The sequence below is a fragment of the Bradyrhizobium sp. FW305-F6 genome (assembly GCF_058782905.1).
In genome coordinates this window covers 1434147-1455238 of sequence record NZ_JBYSYD010000001.1, presented here as the reverse complement: position 1 = coordinate 1455238, position 21092 = coordinate 1434147, and the positions used below count along the sequence as shown (strand labels likewise).

24 protein-coding genes are annotated in these 21092 nt (G+C 65.0%); 15 read left to right on the top strand and 9 right to left on the bottom strand.

What is annotated here, in order from left to right; genetic code table 11:
• Nucleotides 1-95 precede the first annotated feature (95 nt).
• The gene (locus tag AC3WLX_RS07005; RefSeq protein WP_247972289.1) at nucleotides 96-515 is read left to right on the top strand and encodes a Ros/MucR family transcriptional regulator; all 420 of its coding nucleotides are present in this window, start codon (nucleotides 96-98) and stop codon (nucleotides 513-515) included.
• A gap of 120 nt (nucleotides 516-635) precedes the next feature.
• Here the strand turns inward: AC3WLX_RS07005 and AC3WLX_RS07000 are convergent, their stop codons facing one another.
• Complete coding sequence (locus tag AC3WLX_RS07000; protein WP_492335227.1) at nucleotides 636-1064, bottom strand: SufE family protein; 429 nt, start codon at nucleotides 1062-1064, stop codon at nucleotides 636-638.
• A gap of 67 nt (nucleotides 1065-1131) precedes the next feature.
• On the bottom strand, nucleotides 1132-1575 hold the full coding sequence (locus AC3WLX_RS06995; protein WP_492335226.1) for a DUF5330 domain-containing protein: 444 nt from the start codon (nucleotides 1573-1575) through the stop codon (nucleotides 1132-1134).
• Between the two features lie 413 nt (nucleotides 1576-1988).
• On the opposite strand from AC3WLX_RS06995, the gene AC3WLX_RS06990 reads away from it, so the two are divergent.
• The 4 genes from AC3WLX_RS06990 to AC3WLX_RS06975 all read left to right on the top strand — a co-directional run bounded on the left by AC3WLX_RS06990 (nucleotide 1989) and on the right by AC3WLX_RS06975 (nucleotide 5315).
• Nucleotides 1989-3845, top strand: coding sequence for a PAS domain-containing sensor histidine kinase (locus tag AC3WLX_RS06990; RefSeq protein ID WP_492335225.1), 1857 nt, complete (start codon nucleotides 1989-1991; stop codon nucleotides 3843-3845).
• Nucleotides 3838-4554, top strand: coding sequence for a peptidoglycan-binding domain-containing protein (locus AC3WLX_RS06985; protein ID WP_492335224.1), 717 nt, complete (start codon nucleotides 3838-3840; stop codon nucleotides 4552-4554). Before AC3WLX_RS06990 ends, AC3WLX_RS06985 begins: the two co-directional genes overlap by 8 nt.
• Nucleotides 4555-4709: 155 nt before the next feature.
• On the top strand, nucleotides 4710-4916 hold the full coding sequence (locus AC3WLX_RS06980) for a hypothetical protein (RefSeq protein WP_492335223.1): 207 nt from the start codon (nucleotides 4710-4712) through the stop codon (nucleotides 4914-4916).
• A gap of 54 nt (nucleotides 4917-4970) precedes the next feature.
• Nucleotides 4971-5315 carry a DUF1491 family protein gene (locus AC3WLX_RS06975; protein ID WP_492335222.1) on the top strand — a complete coding sequence of 115 codons (345 nt, stop codon included), beginning with the start codon at nucleotides 4971-4973 and terminating at the stop codon, nucleotides 5313-5315.
• A 67-nt stretch (nucleotides 5316-5382) separates the two neighbouring features.
• On the opposite strand, the gene AC3WLX_RS06970 is transcribed toward AC3WLX_RS06975, so the two are convergent.
• Nucleotides 5383-6360, bottom strand: a complete 978-nt coding sequence (locus tag AC3WLX_RS06970; RefSeq protein ID WP_492335221.1) for a DUF2336 domain-containing protein — start codon at nucleotides 6358-6360, stop codon at nucleotides 5383-5385.
• Between the two features lie 253 nt (nucleotides 6361-6613).
• Between AC3WLX_RS06970 and AC3WLX_RS06965 the strand changes: the two genes are divergently transcribed.
• The 7 genes from AC3WLX_RS06965 (at nucleotide 6614) to AC3WLX_RS06935 (ending at nucleotide 13352) form a co-directional block, all read left to right on the top strand.
• Nucleotides 6614-6802 carry a hypothetical protein gene (locus AC3WLX_RS06965; protein WP_212067156.1) on the top strand — a complete coding sequence of 63 codons (189 nt, stop codon included), beginning with the start codon at nucleotides 6614-6616 and terminating at the stop codon, nucleotides 6800-6802.
• Between the two features lie 16 nt (nucleotides 6803-6818).
• Entirely contained in the window at nucleotides 6819-7580 is a 762-nt protein-coding gene (locus AC3WLX_RS06960; RefSeq protein WP_291625322.1) for a hypothetical protein, read from the top strand.
• Nucleotides 7581-7940: 360 nt separating this feature from the next.
• Entirely contained in the window at nucleotides 7941-11219 is a 3279-nt protein-coding gene (locus AC3WLX_RS06955) for a CHAT domain-containing tetratricopeptide repeat protein (protein ID WP_492335220.1), read from the top strand.
• A 24-nt stretch (nucleotides 11220-11243) separates the two neighbouring features.
• Nucleotides 11244-11687 (top strand): hypothetical protein, encoded by a 444-nt coding sequence (locus tag AC3WLX_RS06950; protein WP_291625318.1) that lies wholly within the window; start codon nucleotides 11244-11246, stop codon nucleotides 11685-11687.
• The gene (locus AC3WLX_RS06945; RefSeq protein WP_291625316.1) at nucleotides 11684-11881 is read left to right on the top strand and encodes a hypothetical protein; all 198 of its coding nucleotides are present in this window, start codon (nucleotides 11684-11686) and stop codon (nucleotides 11879-11881) included. The genes AC3WLX_RS06950 and AC3WLX_RS06945 overlap by 4 nt, the downstream gene beginning before the upstream one ends.
• A 2-nt stretch (nucleotides 11882-11883) precedes the next feature.
• A complete protein-coding gene (locus AC3WLX_RS06940; protein ID WP_492335219.1) occupies nucleotides 11884-12648 on the top strand; it encodes a hypothetical protein in 765 nt (254 codons plus the stop codon).
• 305 nt (nucleotides 12649-12953) lie between these two features.
• Nucleotides 12954-13352: a response regulator gene (locus AC3WLX_RS06935; RefSeq protein ID WP_291628733.1), complete on the top strand. Its 399-nt coding sequence runs from the start codon at nucleotides 12954-12956 to the stop codon at nucleotides 13350-13352.
• A gap of 63 nt (nucleotides 13353-13415) precedes the next feature.
• Here AC3WLX_RS06935 and arsC read toward each other — a convergent pair whose 3' ends face one another.
• The 6 genes from arsC to AC3WLX_RS06905 all read right to left on the bottom strand — a co-directional run bounded on the left by arsC (nucleotide 13416) and on the right by AC3WLX_RS06905 (nucleotide 17910).
• Nucleotides 13416-13817: an arsenate reductase (glutaredoxin) gene (gene arsC / locus AC3WLX_RS06930; protein ID WP_492335218.1), complete on the bottom strand. Its 402-nt coding sequence runs from the start codon at nucleotides 13815-13817 to the stop codon at nucleotides 13416-13418.
• Nucleotides 13818-13878: 61 nt separating this feature from the next.
• Entirely contained in the window at nucleotides 13879-14934 is a 1056-nt protein-coding gene (gene arsB / locus AC3WLX_RS06925) for an ACR3 family arsenite efflux transporter (protein WP_291628737.1), read from the bottom strand.
• A gap of 2 nt (nucleotides 14935-14936) precedes the next feature.
• Nucleotides 14937-15464, bottom strand: a complete 528-nt coding sequence (locus AC3WLX_RS06920; RefSeq protein WP_492335217.1) for an arsenate reductase ArsC — start codon at nucleotides 15462-15464, stop codon at nucleotides 14937-14939.
• Nucleotides 15457-15819, bottom strand: coding sequence for an ArsR/SmtB family transcription factor (locus AC3WLX_RS06915; RefSeq protein WP_291628727.1), 363 nt, complete (start codon nucleotides 15817-15819; stop codon nucleotides 15457-15459). The genes AC3WLX_RS06920 and AC3WLX_RS06915 overlap by 8 nt, the downstream gene beginning before the upstream one ends.
• Nucleotides 15820-16468: 649 nt before the next feature.
• On the bottom strand, nucleotides 16469-17332 hold the full coding sequence (locus AC3WLX_RS06910) for an arsenate reductase/protein-tyrosine-phosphatase family protein (RefSeq protein ID WP_492335216.1): 864 nt from the start codon (nucleotides 17330-17332) through the stop codon (nucleotides 16469-16471).
• A 74-nt stretch (nucleotides 17333-17406) separates the two neighbouring features.
• Nucleotides 17407-17910, bottom strand: a complete 504-nt coding sequence (locus AC3WLX_RS06905) for a hypothetical protein (protein ID WP_291628725.1) — start codon at nucleotides 17908-17910, stop codon at nucleotides 17407-17409.
• Nucleotides 17911-18128: 218 nt separating this feature from the next.
• On the opposite strand from AC3WLX_RS06905, the gene AC3WLX_RS06900 reads away from it, so the two are divergent.
• The 3 genes from AC3WLX_RS06900 to AC3WLX_RS06890 are packed head-to-tail and all read left to right on the top strand — an operon-like array spanning nucleotide 18129 to nucleotide 21079.
• Nucleotides 18129-18446: an ArsR/SmtB family transcription factor gene (locus AC3WLX_RS06900; RefSeq protein WP_291628734.1), complete on the top strand. Its 318-nt coding sequence runs from the start codon at nucleotides 18129-18131 to the stop codon at nucleotides 18444-18446.
• Between the two features lie 48 nt (nucleotides 18447-18494).
• Nucleotides 18495-19862, top strand: coding sequence for an NAD(P)-binding domain-containing protein (locus AC3WLX_RS06895; RefSeq protein ID WP_492335215.1), 1368 nt, complete (start codon nucleotides 18495-18497; stop codon nucleotides 19860-19862).
• Nucleotides 19859-21079 (top strand): MFS transporter, encoded by a 1221-nt coding sequence (locus tag AC3WLX_RS06890; protein ID WP_492335214.1) that lies wholly within the window; start codon nucleotides 19859-19861, stop codon nucleotides 21077-21079. The genes AC3WLX_RS06895 and AC3WLX_RS06890 overlap by 4 nt, the downstream gene beginning before the upstream one ends.
• Nucleotides 21080-21092 lie beyond the last annotated feature (13 nt).

Sequence of the window (21092 nt, the reverse complement as noted above, 5' to 3'; positions counted from 1 at the left end):
TCGTCGTCAGTTATCCCAATCCAGCCGAACGCTGTTGACACGGAATACTCTGGCGGCGTCAATCCGGCAGACGCAAGCGGGAGAAGGGACGGCGCATGTCGGATGCCGGGGCGAAGAACTTCATCGAGCTGACGGCCAGCATCGTGTCCGCCTATCTCAGCAACAATCCAACGCCGGCGGCTGAGATTCCCAACCTCATCAGCCAGGTGCATGGTGCGCTGGTGCGGGTCTCGTCGGGCCGCACCGAGACCGCGCCGCTGGAGCCCGCCAAGCCGGCCGTCTCGCTGAAGAAGTCGATCGCGCCCGACTATCTGGTCTGCCTCGAAGACGGCAAGCGCTTCAAGTCGCTGAAGCGCCATCTGCGCACGCAGTACAACATGACGCCGGAGCAATATCGCGAGAAATGGGGCTTGCCGGCCGACTATCCCATGGTCGCCCCGAATTATGCGGTGGCGCGCTCGCAGCTCGCCAAGCAGATGGGCCTCGGACAGCAGCAGCGGAAGAAGGGCAAGTAGAGCCGGCGCGCTCAGTTTCGTAGGGTGGGCAAAGCGCAAGCGTGCCCACCTTCTGTGTGTAGTCGACGAAAGCTCGTGGGCACGGCGCAAGGGCGCCTTTGCCCACCCTACGAGAGCATCTTACGTCGCTTCCGCGAGCGCCTCTTTCGCATCGGCCTTGATGCGCTCGACCATCGAACGCAAGCCGTTGGAGCGCTGCGGCGTCAGATGATCGCGGAAGCCGAACTCGTTGAACACGGCGATCGCGTCGGTAGTGAGGATCTCCTGCGGCGTGCGCCCCGAATAGAGCGCGAGCACGATCGCGACCAGCCCGCGCACGATATGGGCATCGCTGTCGCCGCGATATCGTAGGACCGGCGCACCACCATCGCGGTCGATCAGCTTCTGCAGCCACACCTGGCTCACGCAGCCCTGCACCTTGTTCTCGGCGGAGTGTTCCGCCTCCGGCATCGGCTCCAGCGTACGGCCGAGCTCGATGACGTACCGGTAGCGGTCGTCCCACTCGTCCAGAAGCTCGAAATTGTCCCTGATTTCGTCGATCGTCGCCATGCTGGCCCTTGTTCCCGCTTCCGGCCAATATAGGGATGCGAGGCCCCGAAATCGATAGGGTTTGGCGCTAATTCGCAAGTCCCGGGCCGCGCCATTCCAGCGCGAGGTCGTCCTGGGTCAGGGTATCACGCGGCGCTTCGCTCGCGGCGATGTCGCCTTCTCCGGCAAACGCAATGGAGCCGGTATGGTCGGGCGCCTTCTTGTGATCGGCCTTGCTGCCGTCGTTCTTGTCGTTGGTGATCTGCTCTTTCTTGTCGTTGATGATCTGGTAGAGCTTCTTCGCACCGTCCTGGGCGCGCTGGCCGATGATGGTCGCGGCCTGGCCGCCGACCTCGCAGGCCGCCGGCTGGCGCTTGCAGAACTGGGTCATGTCGGAGACGGCCGCGGTCGCAGCCTGCACCGCATCGGAGGCGCCGATCTGCGGCATCTTCTCCGATTCGGGCGTCTTGTCCCTGGGCAGGAGCACCAGCACCAGCCCGAGCCAGAATGTGATGCGGAGCAGAAAGCGCATCTTGTCGACCTGTCGGTTAGAGTCCGCCCGGGGCGATCTCCGGGGAAGTCGGACCTAGCAACCCTCGATAAATCGCAAGTGATTGCCTTGAGCTTAATTCGCGGAAAATTGACCCAAGATTCTTCGCAAGCCGCGGTCTCGTAAATTTTCGATTGACGTCCACGGGTCGCGATTTCCCCGGCGGCCCTTCGTCCACCAATTCGAAACCATGCGGAGGATGGTGAAACCCTGTGTTCACCATCCGCAGCGAAGACCTCGCCAAATTGTCTAAAAAGCTCCGCGATCACGCGGTGTTCCGCGGCACTCGGCACCGCCTTAGCACTCGTTTAAGGTCGCTCTGACACGGTGGCTCAACGACAAGGAGGCGTTCCGGCGCGTCTTCCATAAGACGATTGAGCTGAAGCGCGAGACCCGTGACAGTTTTGAGTATCATCCGCGATTGTCTCGATGCGCTGCTGCATCCCTCCGCGCGCTACGATGCGCTGATGCGGGCGCGCCATCGTGCTTTCATGGCACCGCGGCTGCTCGGCAGCCTGGTCGCCTTCGCCGCATTCCCGGTCTATCTCGCCATGCGCGGCGCACCGAGCGCGATCGAGGTCGCGGCCTTCGCCTGGCTGATCGCGCCGATCATGTTATCCTGGTTCCTGTCGCGCACCGGCCGGTACGAAGGCGCGCATGTGCTGTCGTCGCTGGCGCTCGCCGGCCTGATCATGGCGGTCGCGGTCACGACAGGCGGCATCGAATCCTTCGCTGCGGTCTGGCTGGTCGTGGTTCCCCTTGAAGCCGCGCTGTCGGCATCGCGTCGCGTCGCGGCTTTCGCCTCGCTGCTCGCGCTGTCCTGCGTCGGGATGCTGATCCTGATCGGCCAGCTCGGCTGGGTGCCGGCGGTGGAACCGAGCGCTGCGGAGCGTGGTGTGCTGATGGCCTTCGGCGTTGCGTCGGCGACCCTCTATGCCGCGGGCCTCGCCTTCGGCGCCGAGTCGCTCGCGCGTACCAGTGTCGCACTCCTGTCGCGCGAGGAGGAGCGCTACCGGCTGCTCGCCCGCAATATGAGCGACGTGATTTCGCGGCACCAGCGCAACGGCGCCGTCGAGTTCATCTCGCCTGCGGCAGAGGCGATGCTCGGCCTGCCGGTGACGCAACTGCTCGGTCATGGCTTGTTCGACCGCGTCCATGTCGCCGACCGGCCGGCATATCTCACGGCATTGTCCGACGCGGCGCGCGGCGATGTGCGCAGCGTCGAGTTCAGACTGCGGCGGGAACCCGTCGGTGCCGAGCGCGGTCAGGTCGATTTCATCTGGGTCGAGATGCGTTGCCGCCCCCTCGACCAGGAGAGGGCCCATGGCGTCACGCAGGAGAGCGAAGTGGTCGCCGTGATGCGCGACGTCACCGGCCACAAGCTGTCCGAGCAGGCGCTGGATCAGGCGCGCAGCGCCGCCGAGGCGGCCGATGCCGCCAAGACGCGCTTCCTCGCCACCATGAGTCACGAGCTGCGGACCCCGCTCAACGCCATCATAGGCTTTTCCGAGATGATCGCGCAGGAGCAGGCCCTGATGCTGGGCGCAGCCCAGCGCAAGGAGTACGCCGAGCTCATCAACGCGTCCGGCCAGCATCTGCTCTCGGTCGTCAACGGCATCCTGGACATGTCGAAGATGGAGTCCGGCAATTACGAGATTGCGCCGGAACCGTTCGCGCCGCGCGCCTCACTCTTGCATTGCTGCAATCTGCTGGCGCTGAAGGCGCGGGAGAACGGCATCGACCTGATCACAGACGCGCCGCAGGACCTGCCGGTCATGACCGGCGATCCCAGGGCCTTCAAGCAGATCGTGCTCAACCTCGTCGCCAACGCCATCAAGTTCACCGAACGCGGCGGCCAGGTTTCCGTTTCCGCTGCGGTGGCGGGTTCGCAGCTGACACTGCGCATCAGTGATACCGGCGTCGGCATCGCACCCGACGACCTCGAGCGCGTCGGTGCGCCGTTCTTCCAGGCCGGCAAGACCTATCAGCGCCGACACGAAGGTACCGGCCTCGGACTTTCGATCGTCAAGAGTCTCGTGGCGTTGCATCTCGGCGAATTGACGGTACAAAGCAGGTTGGGGGAGGGCACTGCCGTCACCGTCAAGCTGCCGCTCGTCTACGCGCCGCCGCAGGTCAAGCCGGCGAATGAGAAGGCGAGCGAGGGCAAGATCGCGACCTTGACGCCGGGGCTGCGCCAGGACCTTCACGACCAAACTCACGACCAACCCGCTCTGGTGAAGAAAAGTGCCTAGGAAGTCTGCAAAGGACGACAGCGCGCCGCGCCGCCGTGGCGCCAAAGCGGCGGTCGTCGATGTCGAGACCGAGCGCAACCTCGTGCTGCGCGTGCTGCTGCACAGCCCCAAGGATACGCTGGCCGGCCTCGTCGCCGTCGGCGCGATCGCTGCGATCGTGGCCAATGCGCTGTTTCTCCAGACCGGCCGCCACCCCGCGCCGATGTTCGGCACGGTGATCCATCTTCCCGCGCCGTCCTCCGTGCCGCTCCCGAATCCACTGCCGCGTCCACGCCCGGTCGGCGCCGATACCTCGCCGCTCGAGCCGCGCGCGACGGAGTTCCGCGCCGAATCCAAGCCCGTCGAGTCTAAGCCTGCCGAACGCATGGCCGAGAAGGCGCCCGAAAAGCCCGTCGAAGCGACCGCCTCGACGCGGTCGAACGATCCGATGACCAATCTGGTCAAGGCCACGACCTCGACGCCGCCCGCGGCCCTGCGTCCGCCGGCGCCGATTCCGGCGCAAGGCCCGGCCGCACGGCGCATCGCCGGCGTGCAGCGCGCGCTGTCGGAATACGGCTACGGCAATCTGAAGATCACGGGCACGATGAGCGGTGAGACCCAGGCCGCGATCCAGAAGTTCGAGCGCGAGCACAAGATGCAGGTCACCGGGCAAGTGTCCGACCGGCTGCTGCGCGAGCTCGCCGCTGCGATCGGCCATCCGGTCGAATAGCCGCACCGCCAGTCATTGACGCCGATCAATTCCGCGTAACGCGCTCTGCACATCAGCTCGGCGTCCGCGGGCGAGCGCGATTTGCGTGGGATCAATGAACGTCCGCGGCCTCCCGGAACATGATCGCTCATCCTCATCAAGGAAGAGAGGTCGTCATGTTCAAGGTCTCGATTCTCGTCTGGATCATGCTCGGAACGGTGCTGGCGGGCGTCAGCCTCATCGTGGTGCTGATGGTCCCGAGCTTCGCCGCCGACGCCATCAGGAACATCCCCTATGCCGTGGCGCTCGGATTCGCGCTCGCGATGCCGCTGTCATATGTCGTCGCGACGCAAATTCGCGGTGGTCAGGGCGACATACGCTAAGCGTGAGATGCACGAGGCTGGCGCGAGACCTCGCGCTGGCTTATCGTCGCACTCATGCGTCTAAAATCCAACATCTGGGTGGCCGCCTACCTGCGCCGCTGCCAAACGGAAGGCGTGTTCGGCGCCGTGCGGCGTCGCGGTGCCGAGGAGGCGGGCGCCGTGTTCGTCAAGGTGTCGCTGCTCGACGGCAATGCGGTGCTGTATGCGCCGGCGCCGCAGTCGTCTTACGACGACGGCCGGCCGGTCGATCGCTTCTTCGTGCCGGTCGCGCCGCAACCACTGCCGGAGCAAACCGTCGAGGAACGGTTGACCAAGGAAATCCGCTTCGATCCTGATGCCTGGATCGTCGAGACCGAGGACCGCGCCGGGCGGCATTTTCTGGATCTGGCGAAGACGTAGCTGCTGCCATGGGTTGGAGTTTGTTGCGTGCCCCACCGTTGCCGCTTGTTGAGTTGGCGCGGGGACATCAACGCTCTGATGATCCGCCCGCACCCGTCCGCACCGCCGGGCTCGCGCCCGGCTGCACGCCCGGTCGCGTCTGGCTTGCGCCGGCGCGGGCGCGCTGGCGGTCGCCGTCGTGCAGCGCCGATTGGTACTTCGCGCGGGTGACGGCGAGCGTCGAGCCGCGCCAGGCGGCCAGCATCACCAGCGCCGAGCGCTCGGCGAGGCGGTCGTAGAGGCGCGACAGCCGGTACACGGCGTTCACGGACGTGCCGATCTCCGGCTTGAAGAACAGCAGGATGCGCTGGAACACCGGGCTCGGCATGTCGAGCGCGCGCGCGGCGACCGCGAGCGCCTCGCCGCCGGCATCGCCGACGATCTGTGCCGCGACGCGCGAGGGCAGGATCAGGCTGTCGCCGAGCTCGAAGGCGAAGTTCTCGACGTCACCTGCGATGGCCGCCATCTCCAGGATCTGGATAGCGCGTCTGGCGCGCACGGTGGGAATGCGCGGCGCCGCCTTCAGCGGGGTCTGCGAAAGATTGTGCAAGATCAGCGCGCGCTCGGAGGCGCCGGCGCGAAAGAACATGTCGTGGATTTCGGCGGCTTCCTTCGGCTGCATCGCCATGTTGGCGGTCAGGCGCTGCTCGGCCTCGGTCGGCTCGCGCACCGGAGGGGGTGCAGGCGACGTCGTCGGGATCTCCCGGGCCAATGGAACCCGGCGGCCTTCCTGTGCCGCGACCAGCCCGAGCTTCTGCAGCACGGGGACAGGCGTTCGCGGATAGACCGCGAGCCGCGCCTTGACGGCTGCGCGTGTCGCATCGTCGACCTGGTCGATCAGCCGCGTCGCGAGCTCGACGAACTGCCGCTGCTCGTCTTCGCTGTGGGTGCTCGTCTGGACATAGAGGTCGGTCAGCACGCGCAGCAGCGTCGGGCGGACGTCGACACCTTCGCGACGGGACAGGGTCATCAGCCCGTCGAATCCGGGAAACAGCGACTTGGTCATGGAGGCGTACGCAACTCGGAAGAGATACTCGGGGCGAGCCTAGCGCACGTTCTTTTAAAGGCTCGTTAAGGAAAACGAGCCGTGAAGCCGGGCGTGCAATTTGCGGCGTTGTCGTGCCGCAACGGGACGGCGCGGTGCAGCCCGTGGGGTTACGGTTCCAATACCGCGTTTACACCCCGTTAACCATGAACTGATCTTAATGAATGCATGTTGCTGGGGCGCGTTCGGTCGCGCGGCAATCGAGAGAGCTGACATGGGGACCATCATCGAATTTCCGGCCGGTCGCCGGGTGGGCTCGTCCGGGGATGTCGCTCCGCGCGCGGACATGGGAACGATCCTGATCCTTCCCGTGATCCGCATCGAGCGTGAGGCGGACGAAACCAGCGGCGATCGCGGGCCGGAGCAGGGCACAGCGCCGGGGCGCCGTCGTCGCCGCCGCTGACATCCGGCTTCATGCTATGCCGGACTCCATCCGCCAGATCCGGCCCCTTGTGACGGCCGTCCTGCTCGCGCTTGCGGGCGCGACGCTCTGCGCCTGCAGCGGCGGCGATTTCGGCCGCACCCGCGAGAGCATGCGCAGCGACGACATGCATCGCTGGCTGGGTGCGGAGGTCACCTCCAGCGTCGGCCTGAAGCCCTCGCAATTCCAGCTCACCGACGAAGAGCGTCAGCTTCGCGATCTCGCCTATCCCATGATCGAGCCGCCGCTGTCGCGCCCGGCATGGAAGAGCGTGTTCGGCGACTACAAGGCGATGCCCTCGCCCTGGCGGCAGAAAGTCGTGTTCGACCGCACCATGTACGGCCGCACGCTGATCGACGAGCCGCACCGCTCGCACTCCTCGCGCTATGCCCAGCTGATCGAGGACGTGCGTAACGACATCACCCGCTTCGAGCCGTTCTTCGCCTCGGCGATCCGCGTCATCGATCTCGACAGGAAGCGCGATGCCAGTATGGCGCGCGTCTCCGCGCTCTCGCCGAGGGAGAGGGACGATGCGGTCGCGCGCATGCAGGAGAACTCGCTGATCGTCCAGTGGGTGCAGCAGTGCCTGGAGCAGCGCATCTCGTCCTATCGCTGGGCGTTGGAGCGCCTGGTGATCCAGGCGCCCGACGGCATGGCCGCCGATGCCGACCGCCTGATCGGCGAGCTTGCCGCGCAGACCGCCAATCCGCCGGTCCAGGGCCAACCGCCTTACGGGCGCGCGGTCGTCTCGAAGGGCTGATCCGTACCACCAATGTGCCGGCCGAACGCGGCCACCCTTTCTTTGCGGCCAATCAGCACGATCAGCTCGAGCCGCCGACTCGCTGTCCGCGGAACTCATGCGGACCGCAGCCACCAGCCCTGTTGAGGCATTTGGGAACCGCCTTGATTGCCCTTGTCCTTCCGCGCGGCCGGGATAGGATCATCTCGTTTTCTTCAAGTCATTTTTCCCAAAGGTCCTTCGATGAGCTTAGAGGCCATTGGCCCGTTTAAGAGTCGTCCGAACGTTAGCTCGCGCCACCTGCTGGCACTCGCCATTCTGCTTCTATCGACCGGCTCTGCAGCCGCGCTGTCGAGGGAGGCTGCGCTCGAGAATTGCCGGATGACGGTCGGCAAGCCGATCGTGCAGGCGTGCATGCGCGCAGGCGGAGGGCCGGGCGGCGGCGCCAATCTCGAAGCCTGCCGCGCCAAGGCAACGCCTCAGGTCAGGGCCTGCGTGATGGCGGCGCTGACGGCCGCCAATGGCCGCGCCAATGTTGCCGTCGAGCTTCCCAAGGAGGCGGCACCGAAGCTGGACATTGGTGCAGAGCTCCCGAAAGACTTCGTCGCGCCGCCGCGCAGCATCGCCGACATCACGGCGATCCTCGACGGCGACAAGCCCGACGAGAAGATGATTGCAGAACTGAAGTCGGAAGCCGACGCCGTGCCCACCGGCAAGGAATCCCGCCCGGATCTCGCGCAGCTCTATTTCGATCGCGCCAATGCACGCGCGCAGCTCGGCCGGCTCGCCGAAGCGATGGCTGACGCCGACAAGGCGGTGGAGGTCGGGCGTGGCGCCGTCGGCCCCAACCAGCTCGGGCGGATGCTGCAGCTTCAGTCGCTGCAGCACTCGCTCGCGGGCGATCCGAAGCGCGCGCTCGAGATCATGCAGAGGCTGTTGCGCGAATCGGCCAGCATGCCCGGCGCCAAGGGGATGCAGTTCGTGACGAACCGCGGGATCGCGGCCGTCCTCCTTCAGATGGGCGACCTCGGGCAGGCTGAGGCCTATCTTCGCCGCAGCCAGGCCGCGATTCAGGAGGCCCGCACCAGCGCCCATCCGAACTGGCGAGCGGCCTATGCCAAATTCGGCCAGAGCTGGGAAGGCGAGCTGGAGCTCACCCGCGGCGCGATCTTCGAGGCACGCGGACAGTTTGCCGATGCCGAGGCCGCCTATCGCACCGCCGAGCTGCGCAAGCGGGCCAGCACGAAGGCGATCATGGCGTCGGACAGTGCGCCGGCCGAGACCATTCTGTTGCAGGCGATCGACGGCATCGTGTTGAGCCAGGCACGCATGAAGGCGAAGCAGGGCAGGCTGGCCGAGGCCGAGGTGGACGCGCGCCGGGCGCTGCTGTCGCGCCTGAAGGATACGGGCAAGTACAACTCTGTGACGCCGCGTTTCGTCATGGGCCTGGCGGGCATCCTGGTCGACCAGGGCCGTTATGAAGAGGCCGAGAAGCTCGGCCGTGTCGCCCTCGACATCAACACCACGGTGGGTGTGCCCGCGGATTCGCAGGCGACGGTTCAATTGCTGTCGCAGCTCGCCGGCATTCTGACGCTTCGGCGCCAGAACGCCGAAGCGGGCGAGATGTTTGCGCGGATTGAAAAGGCCGTCGTCGGCTGGGACCCGCAGCGCCGCCAGGTGTTCGAGCTCAATCCCTCGCGCATCCTGTCGCTCTATGGTTCCGGGCAGCTGGACGCCGGCATTGCCGCCGCCGAGCAGCTCGTGAAGAAGCAGATCGCCCGGGTCGGGGAGAATCATTTCGAGGCCGCCGCGGCGCGCGGCACGCTGGCGGTCGGGCTGATGCGCGCCCGCCGCGATGCCGATGCGATCCGCGAGTTCAGGGCTGCCATCCCGGTGATGATGGCGAGTGCCAATGAAAACGCCGACGACGAGAACACGACCGTGGTGGCCGCGCGCAGCCAGCGGCTGCAGATCATCGTGGAAACTTACCTGTTGCTGCTCGGCAGGGCGGAAGGCGCCGGCAAGGACGTCGGGGACGAGACGTTCAGCCTCGCCGACGCGGTCCGCGGCCGCTCTGTGCAGCAGGCGCTTGCAGCCTCGAGCGCGCGTGCGGCGGCGAAGGATCCCGCGCTCGCCGAACTCGTGCGCAAGGAGCAGGATCTCACCAAGCAGGTCAACGCCCAGCTCGGCACGCTCAACAATGTGCTCGCCCTTCCCGCAACGGAGCGCGACGAAAAAGGCGTTCAGCAGATTCAAGCCTCGATCGCCACTCTGCGCGGCCAGCGCGACACGGCGCGCCTGGAGATCAAGCGCAAGTTCCCGATCTATGCCGATCTCGTCTCGCCCAAGCCGCCGAGCGTTGCCGAGATCCGTGCGACCCTCGCCGATGACGAGGCGATGCTGTCGTTCTATTTCGGACAGAATGGCAGCTTCGTCTGGGCCGTGCCGAAATCCGGACCGGTGGCGTTCGCCGTCGTGCAGGCCAGCATGGGTGATGTCGAGAGGAAGATCCGCAAGCTGCGCGAGGCGCTCGAGCCGCAGGCTGCGATGATCTCGGACATTCCGCCGTTCGACCTCAAGCTCGGCCACGAGCTCTACGAACTGCTGCTCAAGCCGGTCGAGAGCGGCTGGAAGCCGGCCAGGAACCTGATCGTCGTCACCAACGGTGCGTTGGGCCTGCTGCCGCTCGCCCTGTTGCCGACGGCAGCAGCAGAGGTGGCCGCCGACGAGGACCCGCTCTTTATCGGCTATCGCAACGTGCCGTGGCTGGCGCGAACCCATGCGGTGTCGACGGTGCCGTCGGCGGCGGCGTTGCGCACGCTGCGGCAATTGCCGCCGGGCAAGCCCGGCCGCGGCGACCTCGTGGCCTTCGGCGATCCCTATTTCAACAGCGAGCAGCACGCCGAGGCGGAAGGCGGAGGAGAGAAGGTCCAGATCGCCGACGCCGGCGGCAACATCACGCGCGGCGGCCCGCTGAAGCGGCGGAACAGCCCAAAGCTCGACGGCGTCGACAGCGCCGAACTCGGTCTGCTGCCCCGTCTGCCCGACACCGCCGACGAGTTGAAGTCGATCGCGCTGGCGCTGCAGGCGGACCCGTCGAAGGTGCTGTTTCTCGGCAAGAGCGCGACCGAGAGTGCGGTGAAGACCATGGATCTCTCCGGCTTCAGGATCCTGGCCTTTGCCACCCATGGACTGGTCCCGGGCGAGCTGAACGGGTTGACGCAGCCGGCGCTCGCCTTGTCGTCGCCGGCGGTGACGGGCGAGGGCGGCGACGGCCTCCTGACCATGGAGGAGATCCTCGGCCTCAAGCTGGACGCGGACTGGGTCGTCCTGTCGGCCTGCAACACCGGCGCCGGCGCCGGCGCAGGGGCCGAGGCGGCATCCGGGCTCGGGCGCGCATTCTTCTATGCCGGAACGCGCGCGCTGCTGGTGACGAACTGGTCGGTGCATTCACAATCGGCGCGGCAATTGGTGACCGATCTGTTCAAGCGGCAAGCCGACGATCCCAAGCTGTCGCGGAGCGAAGCGCTGCGCCAGGCGGCGATGGCCCTCGTCGATGGCCCCGGTTATCTCAACGGCGAAGGCAAGACCGAATTCGCCTATGCGCATCCGCTGTTCTGGGCGCCGTACACCATCATCGGCGATGGCGGCTCGCGTTGATGATCAAGGAAAGGGGGCACTGACATGAAACGGAATGTCTTGCTTGGTCTTGCGGCTGCAAGTTTGTTGGTCTCGGCGCCGTCGCGCGCCACGTTGCTGATCACGGAAGAGGAAGCCAAGCTGCCGCCTCCGAAGGGCGCGGTCGCCGTCGACCAGCGCGGCATCATGCGCGGCCCCAAGGTCGAGTTCGTCTCGCCGGGCGATTCAGCGAGGTCGCCCCTGCCGCTGGTCTTGAAGTTTCAATCCTACGGCGGGGCCAAGATCGATCCGGACTCGGTCAAGATGATCTTCCTCCGGACGCCAAACGTGGACCTGACCCCGCGGGTGAAGCCTTTCGTGAAGGCCGATGGCATCCACATGCAGGACGCAGAGCTGCCGCCGGGCGAATACACCGTGCGCGTCGACATCAAGGATAGCGACGGCCGGCCGGGCACCACGATCTTCACCCTGAAAGTGGCGCCCAAGTGAAGTGCCCTTATTGCGGGTCGGGACATGCGGAGGGGGCGCTGGCTTGCGCCGCCTGCGGGCGCGACATTGCCGTTCCTGCGACGCTGATCGCAGAGCGCGACGATCTCCTGCGCAAGCGGGAGGAGCTGCGCGATGAACTGCGCCGCGCCAGGGACCAGGTCGATGCCATCAGGCTGCGAAGGAAGTCGCGCTAGCGATGGAATGTCCGTTCTGCGCCGAGACGATCAAGGACGAAGCCATCGTCTGCAAGCATTGCTCGCGGGACTTGCGCGTCGTAAGGCCGATGCTGCGCGAAATCGACGAGATCGTGACCGAGCTCGACAAGCTCAGGCGGGATCTCGATCGCGTCAATGTCCGGCTCGAGCGCTACAACAATCCGCTGCGCTACTACGGAACGCATGCGGTGCTCTATGTCGCGATTCCGTCGCTGTTGCTGGTGATCGCGCATGTGCTCGTAACCATCACCTTCAACCTGTCTCCGGTCCCGCTCCGGATCGCATCGATCGTCATACCGCTCTTGTTCGGATTCATCGCCTATCCGCTGCACAGAGTGTTCGCCCTGACGTCGTTCGTGCTGGCATTGCTGACCGCGACTGTCAGCATCCTCGCAATGCTGACGGTCACCGGGATCCACGATCATGTTCCAATCCTTCCGACGATCTGGATCGAGTGGCGCGAGGTGTTCGAATATGGCGCGAGCATCCTGCTCGCCTTCGTCTCGGGCAACATTCTCAGCGTCGTGATCTTCCAGATCCTGCCGCGCGTGCTCACCCAGGGCGGCAAGCCAAACGCCTTCGCCTTTCGCGTGGCACGTCTGCTCGGGCATCATGTCGGCGAGGAGCAATTGCGTCGCCGTGCCCGCCTGATTCAGGACCTCATGCAGACCGTAGGGCCGTTGGCCGGCGTCGCCGCGACCGGCATCGGCTCGATCTATGCGGGCCTGAAGGGCTTGCTCGAATAGCCCGCGCTCGCTGCCGGCTCGGATGCGGTGATGTCCGCCACAGGCTCAGCAAGCTCCGAAAAAGGCCCCAGCTCGCGGGGGATAGTGGGGGGCATTGAGCTGGGGCCATTCGGGGCGCCCTTGGGGAAGGGCATCGGGAAAACGTGGCAGTCGCCCGATCGTTCCGTCTCAGCTCAACCCGTTGCGTTCAGCTGCGGCAACGGTTCTGAAACCATCCGGCCGCCGCCCTGTGGCTGGAACCGCGTCGTACAGCGGAACAAAATACGCTGTGTGCACTTTTAAACAGAACGGTAACGGGGGAAGCAATGGCGCCGGATCTACCAATCGTCCTGGTCATAGAAGACGAAGATGCCATCCTGGCTCTCGTTGAAGACGCCTTGGAAGAAGGGGGCTTTCAGATTGCGACCGCGAAAACGGGCGAAGAGGCCATCACGCTGTTGAAGGGTGATCTCTTGCCGTACCGTGCTCTCGTGACTGACGTCAATTTGCCGGGCCGCGTCGACGGCTGGGACATCGCGAGAGCCGCCCGTGAAGTCGATCCTCATTTTCCCGTGGTTTACATGACCGGCGGCGCCGCGGAAAAGTGGCCGGTTCTCGGCGTGCCAAACAGCATTCTGCTGCAAAAGCCGTTTGCGCCGGCCCAGGTCGTCGCGGCTGTTTCACAGCTCCTCAATGCGGGCTCGCAGCAGGCGGGTCCCGCCTGAGGTACCGCACTCCGTGTTCTGCACGTCCGACAAACGAGCGGCCCGAGGAGACGCGCCGCGAGCCTATCGCGTCTCCACCACTTCGCCGTCTTCCTTCACGAACCGGCCGACCGGACTATCCAGGAGATCGATCACGACCTCCGAAGGCCGGCACAAGCGTGTGCCCTTCGGCGTCACGACGATCGGACGGTTGATCAGGATCGGATGCGCGAGCATCTGGTCGATCAGCTCGTTCTCGGACCATTTGGGATCATCGAGGCCGAGCTCGCGATAGGGCGTACCTTTTTCCCGCAGCAGCGCGCGAGCTGAGATCCCCATCGCCTTGACGAGCTCGACCAGCTTGTCGCGCGAGGGCGGCGTCTTCAGATATTCGATGACGTCAGGCTCGACGCCGCTCTGCCGGATCATCGCCAAGGTGTTGCGCGACGTGCCGCAAGCCGGGTTGTGATAGATCGTGACGCTCATCGACGTATCTCTCTATGACTGGCAGACCGGCGTGCTGCTCGGCCGCCCGCGCACGATGATTTTATTGGCGGGCCTCGGCAGCCGCGGGCACTTTACCCGCTCCCGCTTCGTACCACCCCCGCGTGGCCTTGACGATGCGGACGACCGACAGCATCACCGGCACCTCGACGAGCACGCCGACCACGGTGGCTAGCGCCGCGCCGGACTCCAGGCCGAACAGGCTGATCGCGGCGGCGACTGCCAGCTCGAAGAAATTGCTGGCGCCGATGAGTGCCGCTGGGGCCGCCACGCACCAGGCCACGCCGAACCGTCGGCTGAGCCAATAAGCCAGGCCCGCATTCAGGTAGACTTGAACGAGAATAGGGACGGCGAGGATCGCGATGACGCCGGGCTGCCTGACGATCTGCTCTCCCTGGAAGCCGAAGAGCAGCACCAGCGTCGCGAGCAGTGCGACAAGCGATACGGGCTGCAGCATGCGCATGACGCGGTTGAAGCCGTCCTGGCCGTCTCTCAGCAGGATTTTGCGCCACAGCTGGGCGACGACCACGGGAACCACGATGTAGAGCACGACGGACAGCAGCAATGTGTCCCAGGGCACGCTGATCGAGGCCACTCCGAGCAGCAACCCCACGAGGGGCGCAAACAGGAAGACCATGATGACGTCGTTCAGTGCGACCTGGCTCAGCGTGTAGTGGGGCTCTCCCTCGCAAAGATTGGACCACACGAACACCATTGCTGTGCAGGGTGCGGCGGCAAGCAGGATCAAGCCGGCGATGTAGGACGGGATCTGACCGGACGGCAGCCACGGTGCGAAGAGGTGGCCGATGAAGAAGGACCCGAGCAGCGCCATCGAGAACGGCTTCACGGCCCAATTGATGAAGAGGGTCACGCCGACGCCACGCCAATGCTCCCGGACCTGGCCCAGCGACCCGAAGTCGATCTTCAGCAACATCGGCACGATCATGAGCCAGATCAGCATCGCGACCGGCAGGTTGACCTTGGCAACCTCGGCGGCCGCAACGGCGCCGAAGAAGCCGGGCATCACGTGGCCCAGCGCAACGCCGACCACGATGCAAAGCGCGACCCACAAGGTAAGGTATCGTTCGAAGATGCCCATCGTCACGCCACGTCGCTCTTGCCCGAGGTCGTTCCCTCGGAGCGGCCGATTTCCCGAAGCTTGGTCCCGAGCGAAAGCCGGTCGATGCCGTCGAGGGGCAGGTTCACGAACGCGCCAATGCGGTTCTTCAGGTAACGGAACGCCCTCGAGAAGGCCGCAGTTCTTTCGAGCTCGGTGCCCTCGACCGCCGCCGGATCTTCGATGCCCCAATGCGCCGTCGTCGGTTGGCCCGGCCAGACGGGACATGCTTCGCCAGCGGCGTTGTCGCAGACGGTGAAAACGAAATCCATCACCGGTGCGTCGGCGGCTGCGAATTCCAGCCAGCTCTTCGAGCGCATCCCGTCGATCGGATAGTCCATGCTCTCGAGCGTGCGCAGCGCCAGCGGATGCACGGCGCCTTTCGGTGTGCTCCCTGCGGAGAAGGAGCGAAAGCGTCCGCCACCGTCCTTGCGAAGGATCGATTCGGCGAGCACGGAACGGGCCGAATTGCCCGTGCAAAGGAACAGCACATTGTAAATGCGATCAGACATGGACCTTTCCCTTTCGCTTGGGCGGAGAGCAGGGCTGCAAGCTCTCGAGGACCGGCATGCAGACCTCCGGTCGTCCGCCGCAGCAGTCCCGCAACAAGAAAACCGCGACGTCTCGAAAAGCGCCGAGGTTGGCGCGGTAGACAATCGAGCGGCTGTAGCGCTCGGATGTTACAAGACCGGAGCGAGACAGGACCGAGAGGTGAGCCGAAAGCGTATTGGCCGGGACTTCGAGGAGGCGCGCGAGGTCACCTGCAGCAAGCCCCTCGGGCTCGTGCTTCACCAGGATTTGGAAGGCCTGCAAGCGCGTGGATTGGGCAAGCGCAGCGAGCGCCAAGACAGCTTGTTCATTTTCCATACATCCAGAGTTATGGAAATTACGTATTCATGTCAAGACAGGGCTATTTTTTGGCCACCGCTTCGAGATCTCCATGTCGAATGAGACATCGCGATGCCGTCCGCAACGGCTCGAGTGAGGCTTGCAGCATAAAAGAGCTTGCTCAGCTGTCATCAAAACTTAAACTTGTGTTTCCATAATTCTATTATTAAAGAATTATGGACACGTTGTCCGGTCGCGAAAACTCAGCATCTGGTCGCTTGAGAACGGACGTTCAGCCGCCGAAGCGCCGAACCACATCCCGCTGCCTGCCAATCTGGTTCAGCAAGATCGAGAACGACTGGAAGGACGACCTCGGCGGCTGAGGCTTTGCAAGTGGGTGAGATTCGATGGGGCGAATTATGCCGACTGACAGCGAGCAACGCGGCGGAAGGGGCCTTGCGAGTGACTGTGACTGCGGCTGCGGACGTGGACCCCGGTCACAGAATTCGACCAACCTCGCAGCGAGACCGGTTGAGATCGACGTATACGAAGCCGCGCGCCTCGCGGCGCTGGAAGAGAGGAATACGGAGCTGAAGCGCCGGCTCGCCGAGCAGAGGCGCGAGGCGAATGCACTCCGCGCTCAATTGGCGAGCAAGCGACAGCGGCCGCCCGGCATCGATCCATGACGTCAGGGCGCAAGCCGCGTGGTGTCGCCGATTTCGTCAAGCCTTGTTTTCAGAGCCGCGCGGTCTAGGGACTGCAGCGGAAGATTGACGAAGGCTTCGACGCGCCGCCGGATCATCGCGTAGAGTTCATTGAGCAGGGTGGTCCGCTCGGATGCCGAACCACTGAACCGTGCCGGATCCGGTAAAGGCCACGCCGCTGTGAGCCGATTGCCAAGTTGCTGGCATATTTGCCCGTGCGGTACGTCGCATAGGGCGACGACAAAGTCCATGCGCGGCGCATTCGGTCCCTTGAATTCGCTCCAGGCCTTGCAGCGCAACTGGGATGTCTCGTAGCCCAGGATCTCGAGCCGCCTGACGACCTCGGGGAGCGGCGCGTTCGCGGGCTCGGTGCCGGCGGAATAGGCCCGAAAACGCCCGCTACCAAGTCTTTCGAGCAGGGCTTCGGCCATAATGGAGCGCGCCGAATTCTGGGTGCAGAGGAACAGCACGTTGAAGGCGGGCACGATCGCATCGATCGGTTCCTCGCCCTCCTTCAACGCGGCCGCCGGTTGGAAGCCGCAGATATCGGGCCGCCCCTTGCAGCATTCACGGGTGAGGAAGTCGACGAGTTGCTCGAAGGCTTTTGTATTTGCGCGGTAGTTCATGACCCGGCCGTCCCGTTCGACCTCAATGAGGCCCGCACGGGAGAGGATGCGAAGATGGGTCGACATGGTGTTGTGCGGCACGGCGCAGCGCCGGGCGATTTCGCCCGCTGGCAAGGTGTTGGGATGGACCGCAAGAAGTTGGCGGACGGCCGCAAGTCGGGTCGACTGCGCAATGGCGCCGAACCCCTCGATGGCTTTTGTGCTCGGCAAGGATCGCTTCATTAGGTTATTTGCTTCTGTCGACGATTGCCGACAGATACCCCGCAAGTTTTGCGGTAAAATGTCGGGAAGCAAAGTCAGTCGAGCGCAATCCCGGCGCGCTGTTGGGGCGGTAGGATAAAAGCGGCGCGGGGATCGCTGCGTTTGAGCTTGATAGGGTTGAGCACGACGCCGCTTGCCGAAAGGCTTTCCTGTGTTGCGATCAGTTCGTCATCGGCGACCGGCCCAAGGTCGACGTCCCTGTCCGGCAAGACGACGATCGCGCGCACGCCTATTTTTACAATGACTTGTCCGCGTCCGGCGACCGCACGCCGCGACCATTCCTTGAGCTTGGCGTAGTAGGGCGCGCGCGTCCAAGCATCAGACCGGGTGGGATCGACATGGACGAAGATGGTTCTGTGGCTGACATCCTCGAAGCCGATGAGAAGCCTGGCGGTGGACGGACGCCAACCTTCGTCAAGCTCATGAAGCGTCAGAAAGCCGCAGAGAAAGTCCCGACATTCGGCAGGACGCAACTCGTATGCGCGGCAGCCGGTGCCAATCGCACATTGCTCGCACCATTTGCCGAGCGGCTTGTTCAAGGTTTGGACCTCCAGCAGCTTGCAGCAAAGCGTACAAGATCCGCATCCTCGCAGCGGGTGGGTCGACGAAACGCTAGGGCCTTTAATGTCCATAAGTCGAGATTTATGGACATATGCGTTTGCACTTTCATGACGCTGCCACGACACCCCGTCACTTATATTTCGAAATTGCTAGAATTACGGTTGACGCCGGTCAGCGGCTGGCCCATATTGGCCGGATGAAGATAGATGATGCGGCCGCCCGACTCGAAGCGCTGGGCAGCCCGACGAGGTTGAAGATCTACCGAGTGCTGGTGCGCGCGGGAAGCGTCGGCATGCCGGTTGGCCGTCTGCAGGAACGCCTGAAGATCCCGGCATCGACGCTATCGCATCACGTCAAGGCGCTCGTTTCCGTAGGGCTAATCACTCAGGTTCGCGAAGGCACCACGCTTGTTTGCCACGCCGAATACGACACGATGCGGGGCTTGGTGGATTTCCTCGTCGACGAATGCTGCGTCGATGAAAATCAATGCAAGGAAACCCAGACAGCGGCCTGAGCACTTTGCCCGCTTATTCGGTCATTCTAGAAGTATGGGATCAGAAATATGATTACAGGAAAGACGGTCGCGATCATCGGTGCCGGGCCAGTCGGGCTCGCAGCAGCCGCCCACATTCTGGAACGGGGTATGACTCCGGTCGTCCTAGAGGTGGGACCGGAAGCCGGCCACGCAGTGAGGCAATGGCGGCACGTCCAGCTCTTCTCACCGTGGCAATACAACGTCGACAAGGCGGCCGCGCGCCTGCTCGCGCCGACCGGCTGGAATTCGCCGGACCCGAGCTCCTATCCGACCGGCGGCGAACTGATCGAGCGCTATCTCGCGCCGCTCGCAACGCGAACGAAGCTGCGCGATACCATCCGGACCTCGAGCCGTGTCACGGCCATCAGCCGCGCGGGCTTCGACAAGGCGAAGACGAAGGGGCGGGAGCAAGCGCCTTTCGAAATTCGCTATCAGAACGGCAAGGGCCCTGAGGTGCTGCGCGCCGATGCCGTCATCGACGTCTCGGGTACGTGGTTCTCGCCCAATCCCGCCGGCAGCAACGGCCTGCCTGCGATCGGCGAACGCGAGCACAGTGCTCATATCGCCTACGGCATGCCGGATGTGCGGGGCACGGATCGCGGCAGATACGCCGGCAAGACCGTGGCCGTGCTCGGGGGCGGCCATTCCGCGCTGGGCACGCTGATCGAACTTGCACGGCTCGCCGAGGAGGTGCCCGGCACGCAACCTGTTTGGCTACTGCGCGGCGACGATCCTGCCAAGGCCTTCGGCGGCGGCAGCAACGACAAGCTCGCCGCGCGGGGCGAGCTTGGCTCCACCTTCGCCGCGCTCGTGGCTGCCGGGAAAATCAAGGTCGAGGCAAATTTCGGCGTTACCCATCTTTCGGACTTCGAAGGGCGTCTCAGGATTTCGGCAGGCGCCTGCTGCGGAGCGCGGAGCGTCGTTGCGGACGAGCTGGTGGTGTCGACCGGCTTCCGTCCTGATCTGTCGTTCCTGTCGGAGCTACGGCTGCGGCTCGACCCCGCGATCGAGGCGCCCGTCGCGCTTGCCCCTCTGATCGACCCCAACGAGCACAGCTGCGGCACGGTGCGGCCTCACGGCGCGCGCGAGCTCGCGCATGACGAGCCCGGCTTCTACCTCGCAGGCATGAAATCCTACGGCCGGGCGCCGACCTTCCTGATGATGACCGGTTACGAGCAGGTCCGTTCGATCGTCGCCGACATCGCCGGCGACAAGGAGGCCGCGGCCCGGGTCGAGCTCGTGCTGCCGGAGACCGGCGTCTGCACGCGCGGCGGCGTCGAGTCCACCGGCGCGGCGGGATGCTGCGGTGGTCCCGCGACGCAAGACGTCTCGGCCTGTTGTGCGGCCGATGAAACCGCGAAGAAGGCCGGCGCTTCGGGGTGCGGCTGTTCATGATGCGGGTTGCCGGCGATCGGCCGACGGGTCCGCTCGCTCTGATCATCGCACTCGGCACCACGCAAACCATCGCGTGGGCGTCGAGCTATTATCTTCCGGCGATCCTGGCGGCGCCGATCGCGCGAGATCTTGGCCTCGTGCCGACTTACGTGTTCGGGGCGCTGTCGGGCGCGCTGGTCATCTCCGGCCTTCTCGGTCCGCGGGTCGGCCATGCCATCGATACGTTCGGGGGACGCGGGCTGCTTGCGATCTCGAACCTCGTCTTTGCGGCGGGCTTGCTTACGCTGTCCTTTGCGCAAGGCGTGGTGGTGCTGATGGCCGCCTGGATGCTGCTCGGGATCGGCATGGGCATGGGCCTGTACGAGGCTGCGTTTGCGACGCTCGCCCGCATTTACGGCACCGGCGCGCGGAAGTCGATCACGGGCATCACGCTGATCGCCGGCTTCGCCAGCACGCTCGGCTGGCCGCTCACGACATGGTTGGAAGCAAGCTACGGCTGGCGCGTGGCGTGCGAGGTTTGGGCCGTGATCCACATCCTCGTGGCGCTGCCGCTCAACCTCGCGCTGCCGCGCGCGGCGGCGATGCCGCAGACGTCGGGATCGGGCTCGGGACAGGGCCAGCGTACCGGAGGCCAGAGCGAGACGTTCGCGATGATCCTGCTGGCCTACATGTTCGCGGCGGCCAGCTTCGTCAGTTCGGGAATCTCGGCCATCCTGCCGACCATGCTGGTTGCCTTCGGCGCGACGCCGGCGCAGGCCTTGCTTGCGGGCGCGTTGGTGGGACCCGCTCAGGTCGGAGCCCGTCTCCTCGAAGCCGGATGGCTCGGCCGCTTTCATCCGCTGTTCTCGGCACGGCTGGCGACATTGACGAACCCGATCGGTGTGATTGCGCTGGTCGCGGGCGGGCCACTGTTTGCGCCGGCCTTTGCCGTCTTGTACGGCGCGGGCAACGGCATCATCACCATCGCGCGCGGCACGTTGCCGTTGACGCTGTTTGGACCGGCCGGCTTCGGCAAGCGGGTCGGCGTGATCTCGCTGCCGTCCCGCGTCACCGGCGCCCTCGCGCCGCTGGTGCTGGGCCTGATGGTGGATCATATCGGCCGCGGCGCGCTGTGGATCAGCGCGCTCGCTTCCGTCTCCGCGTTCGTCGCGCTTCTGCTGCTGCGCGCGGACCGGACGACATCGGAGCCGCTGCAGGCGGGAGGAGCCAATTCGTAAGCTGACCGGATGG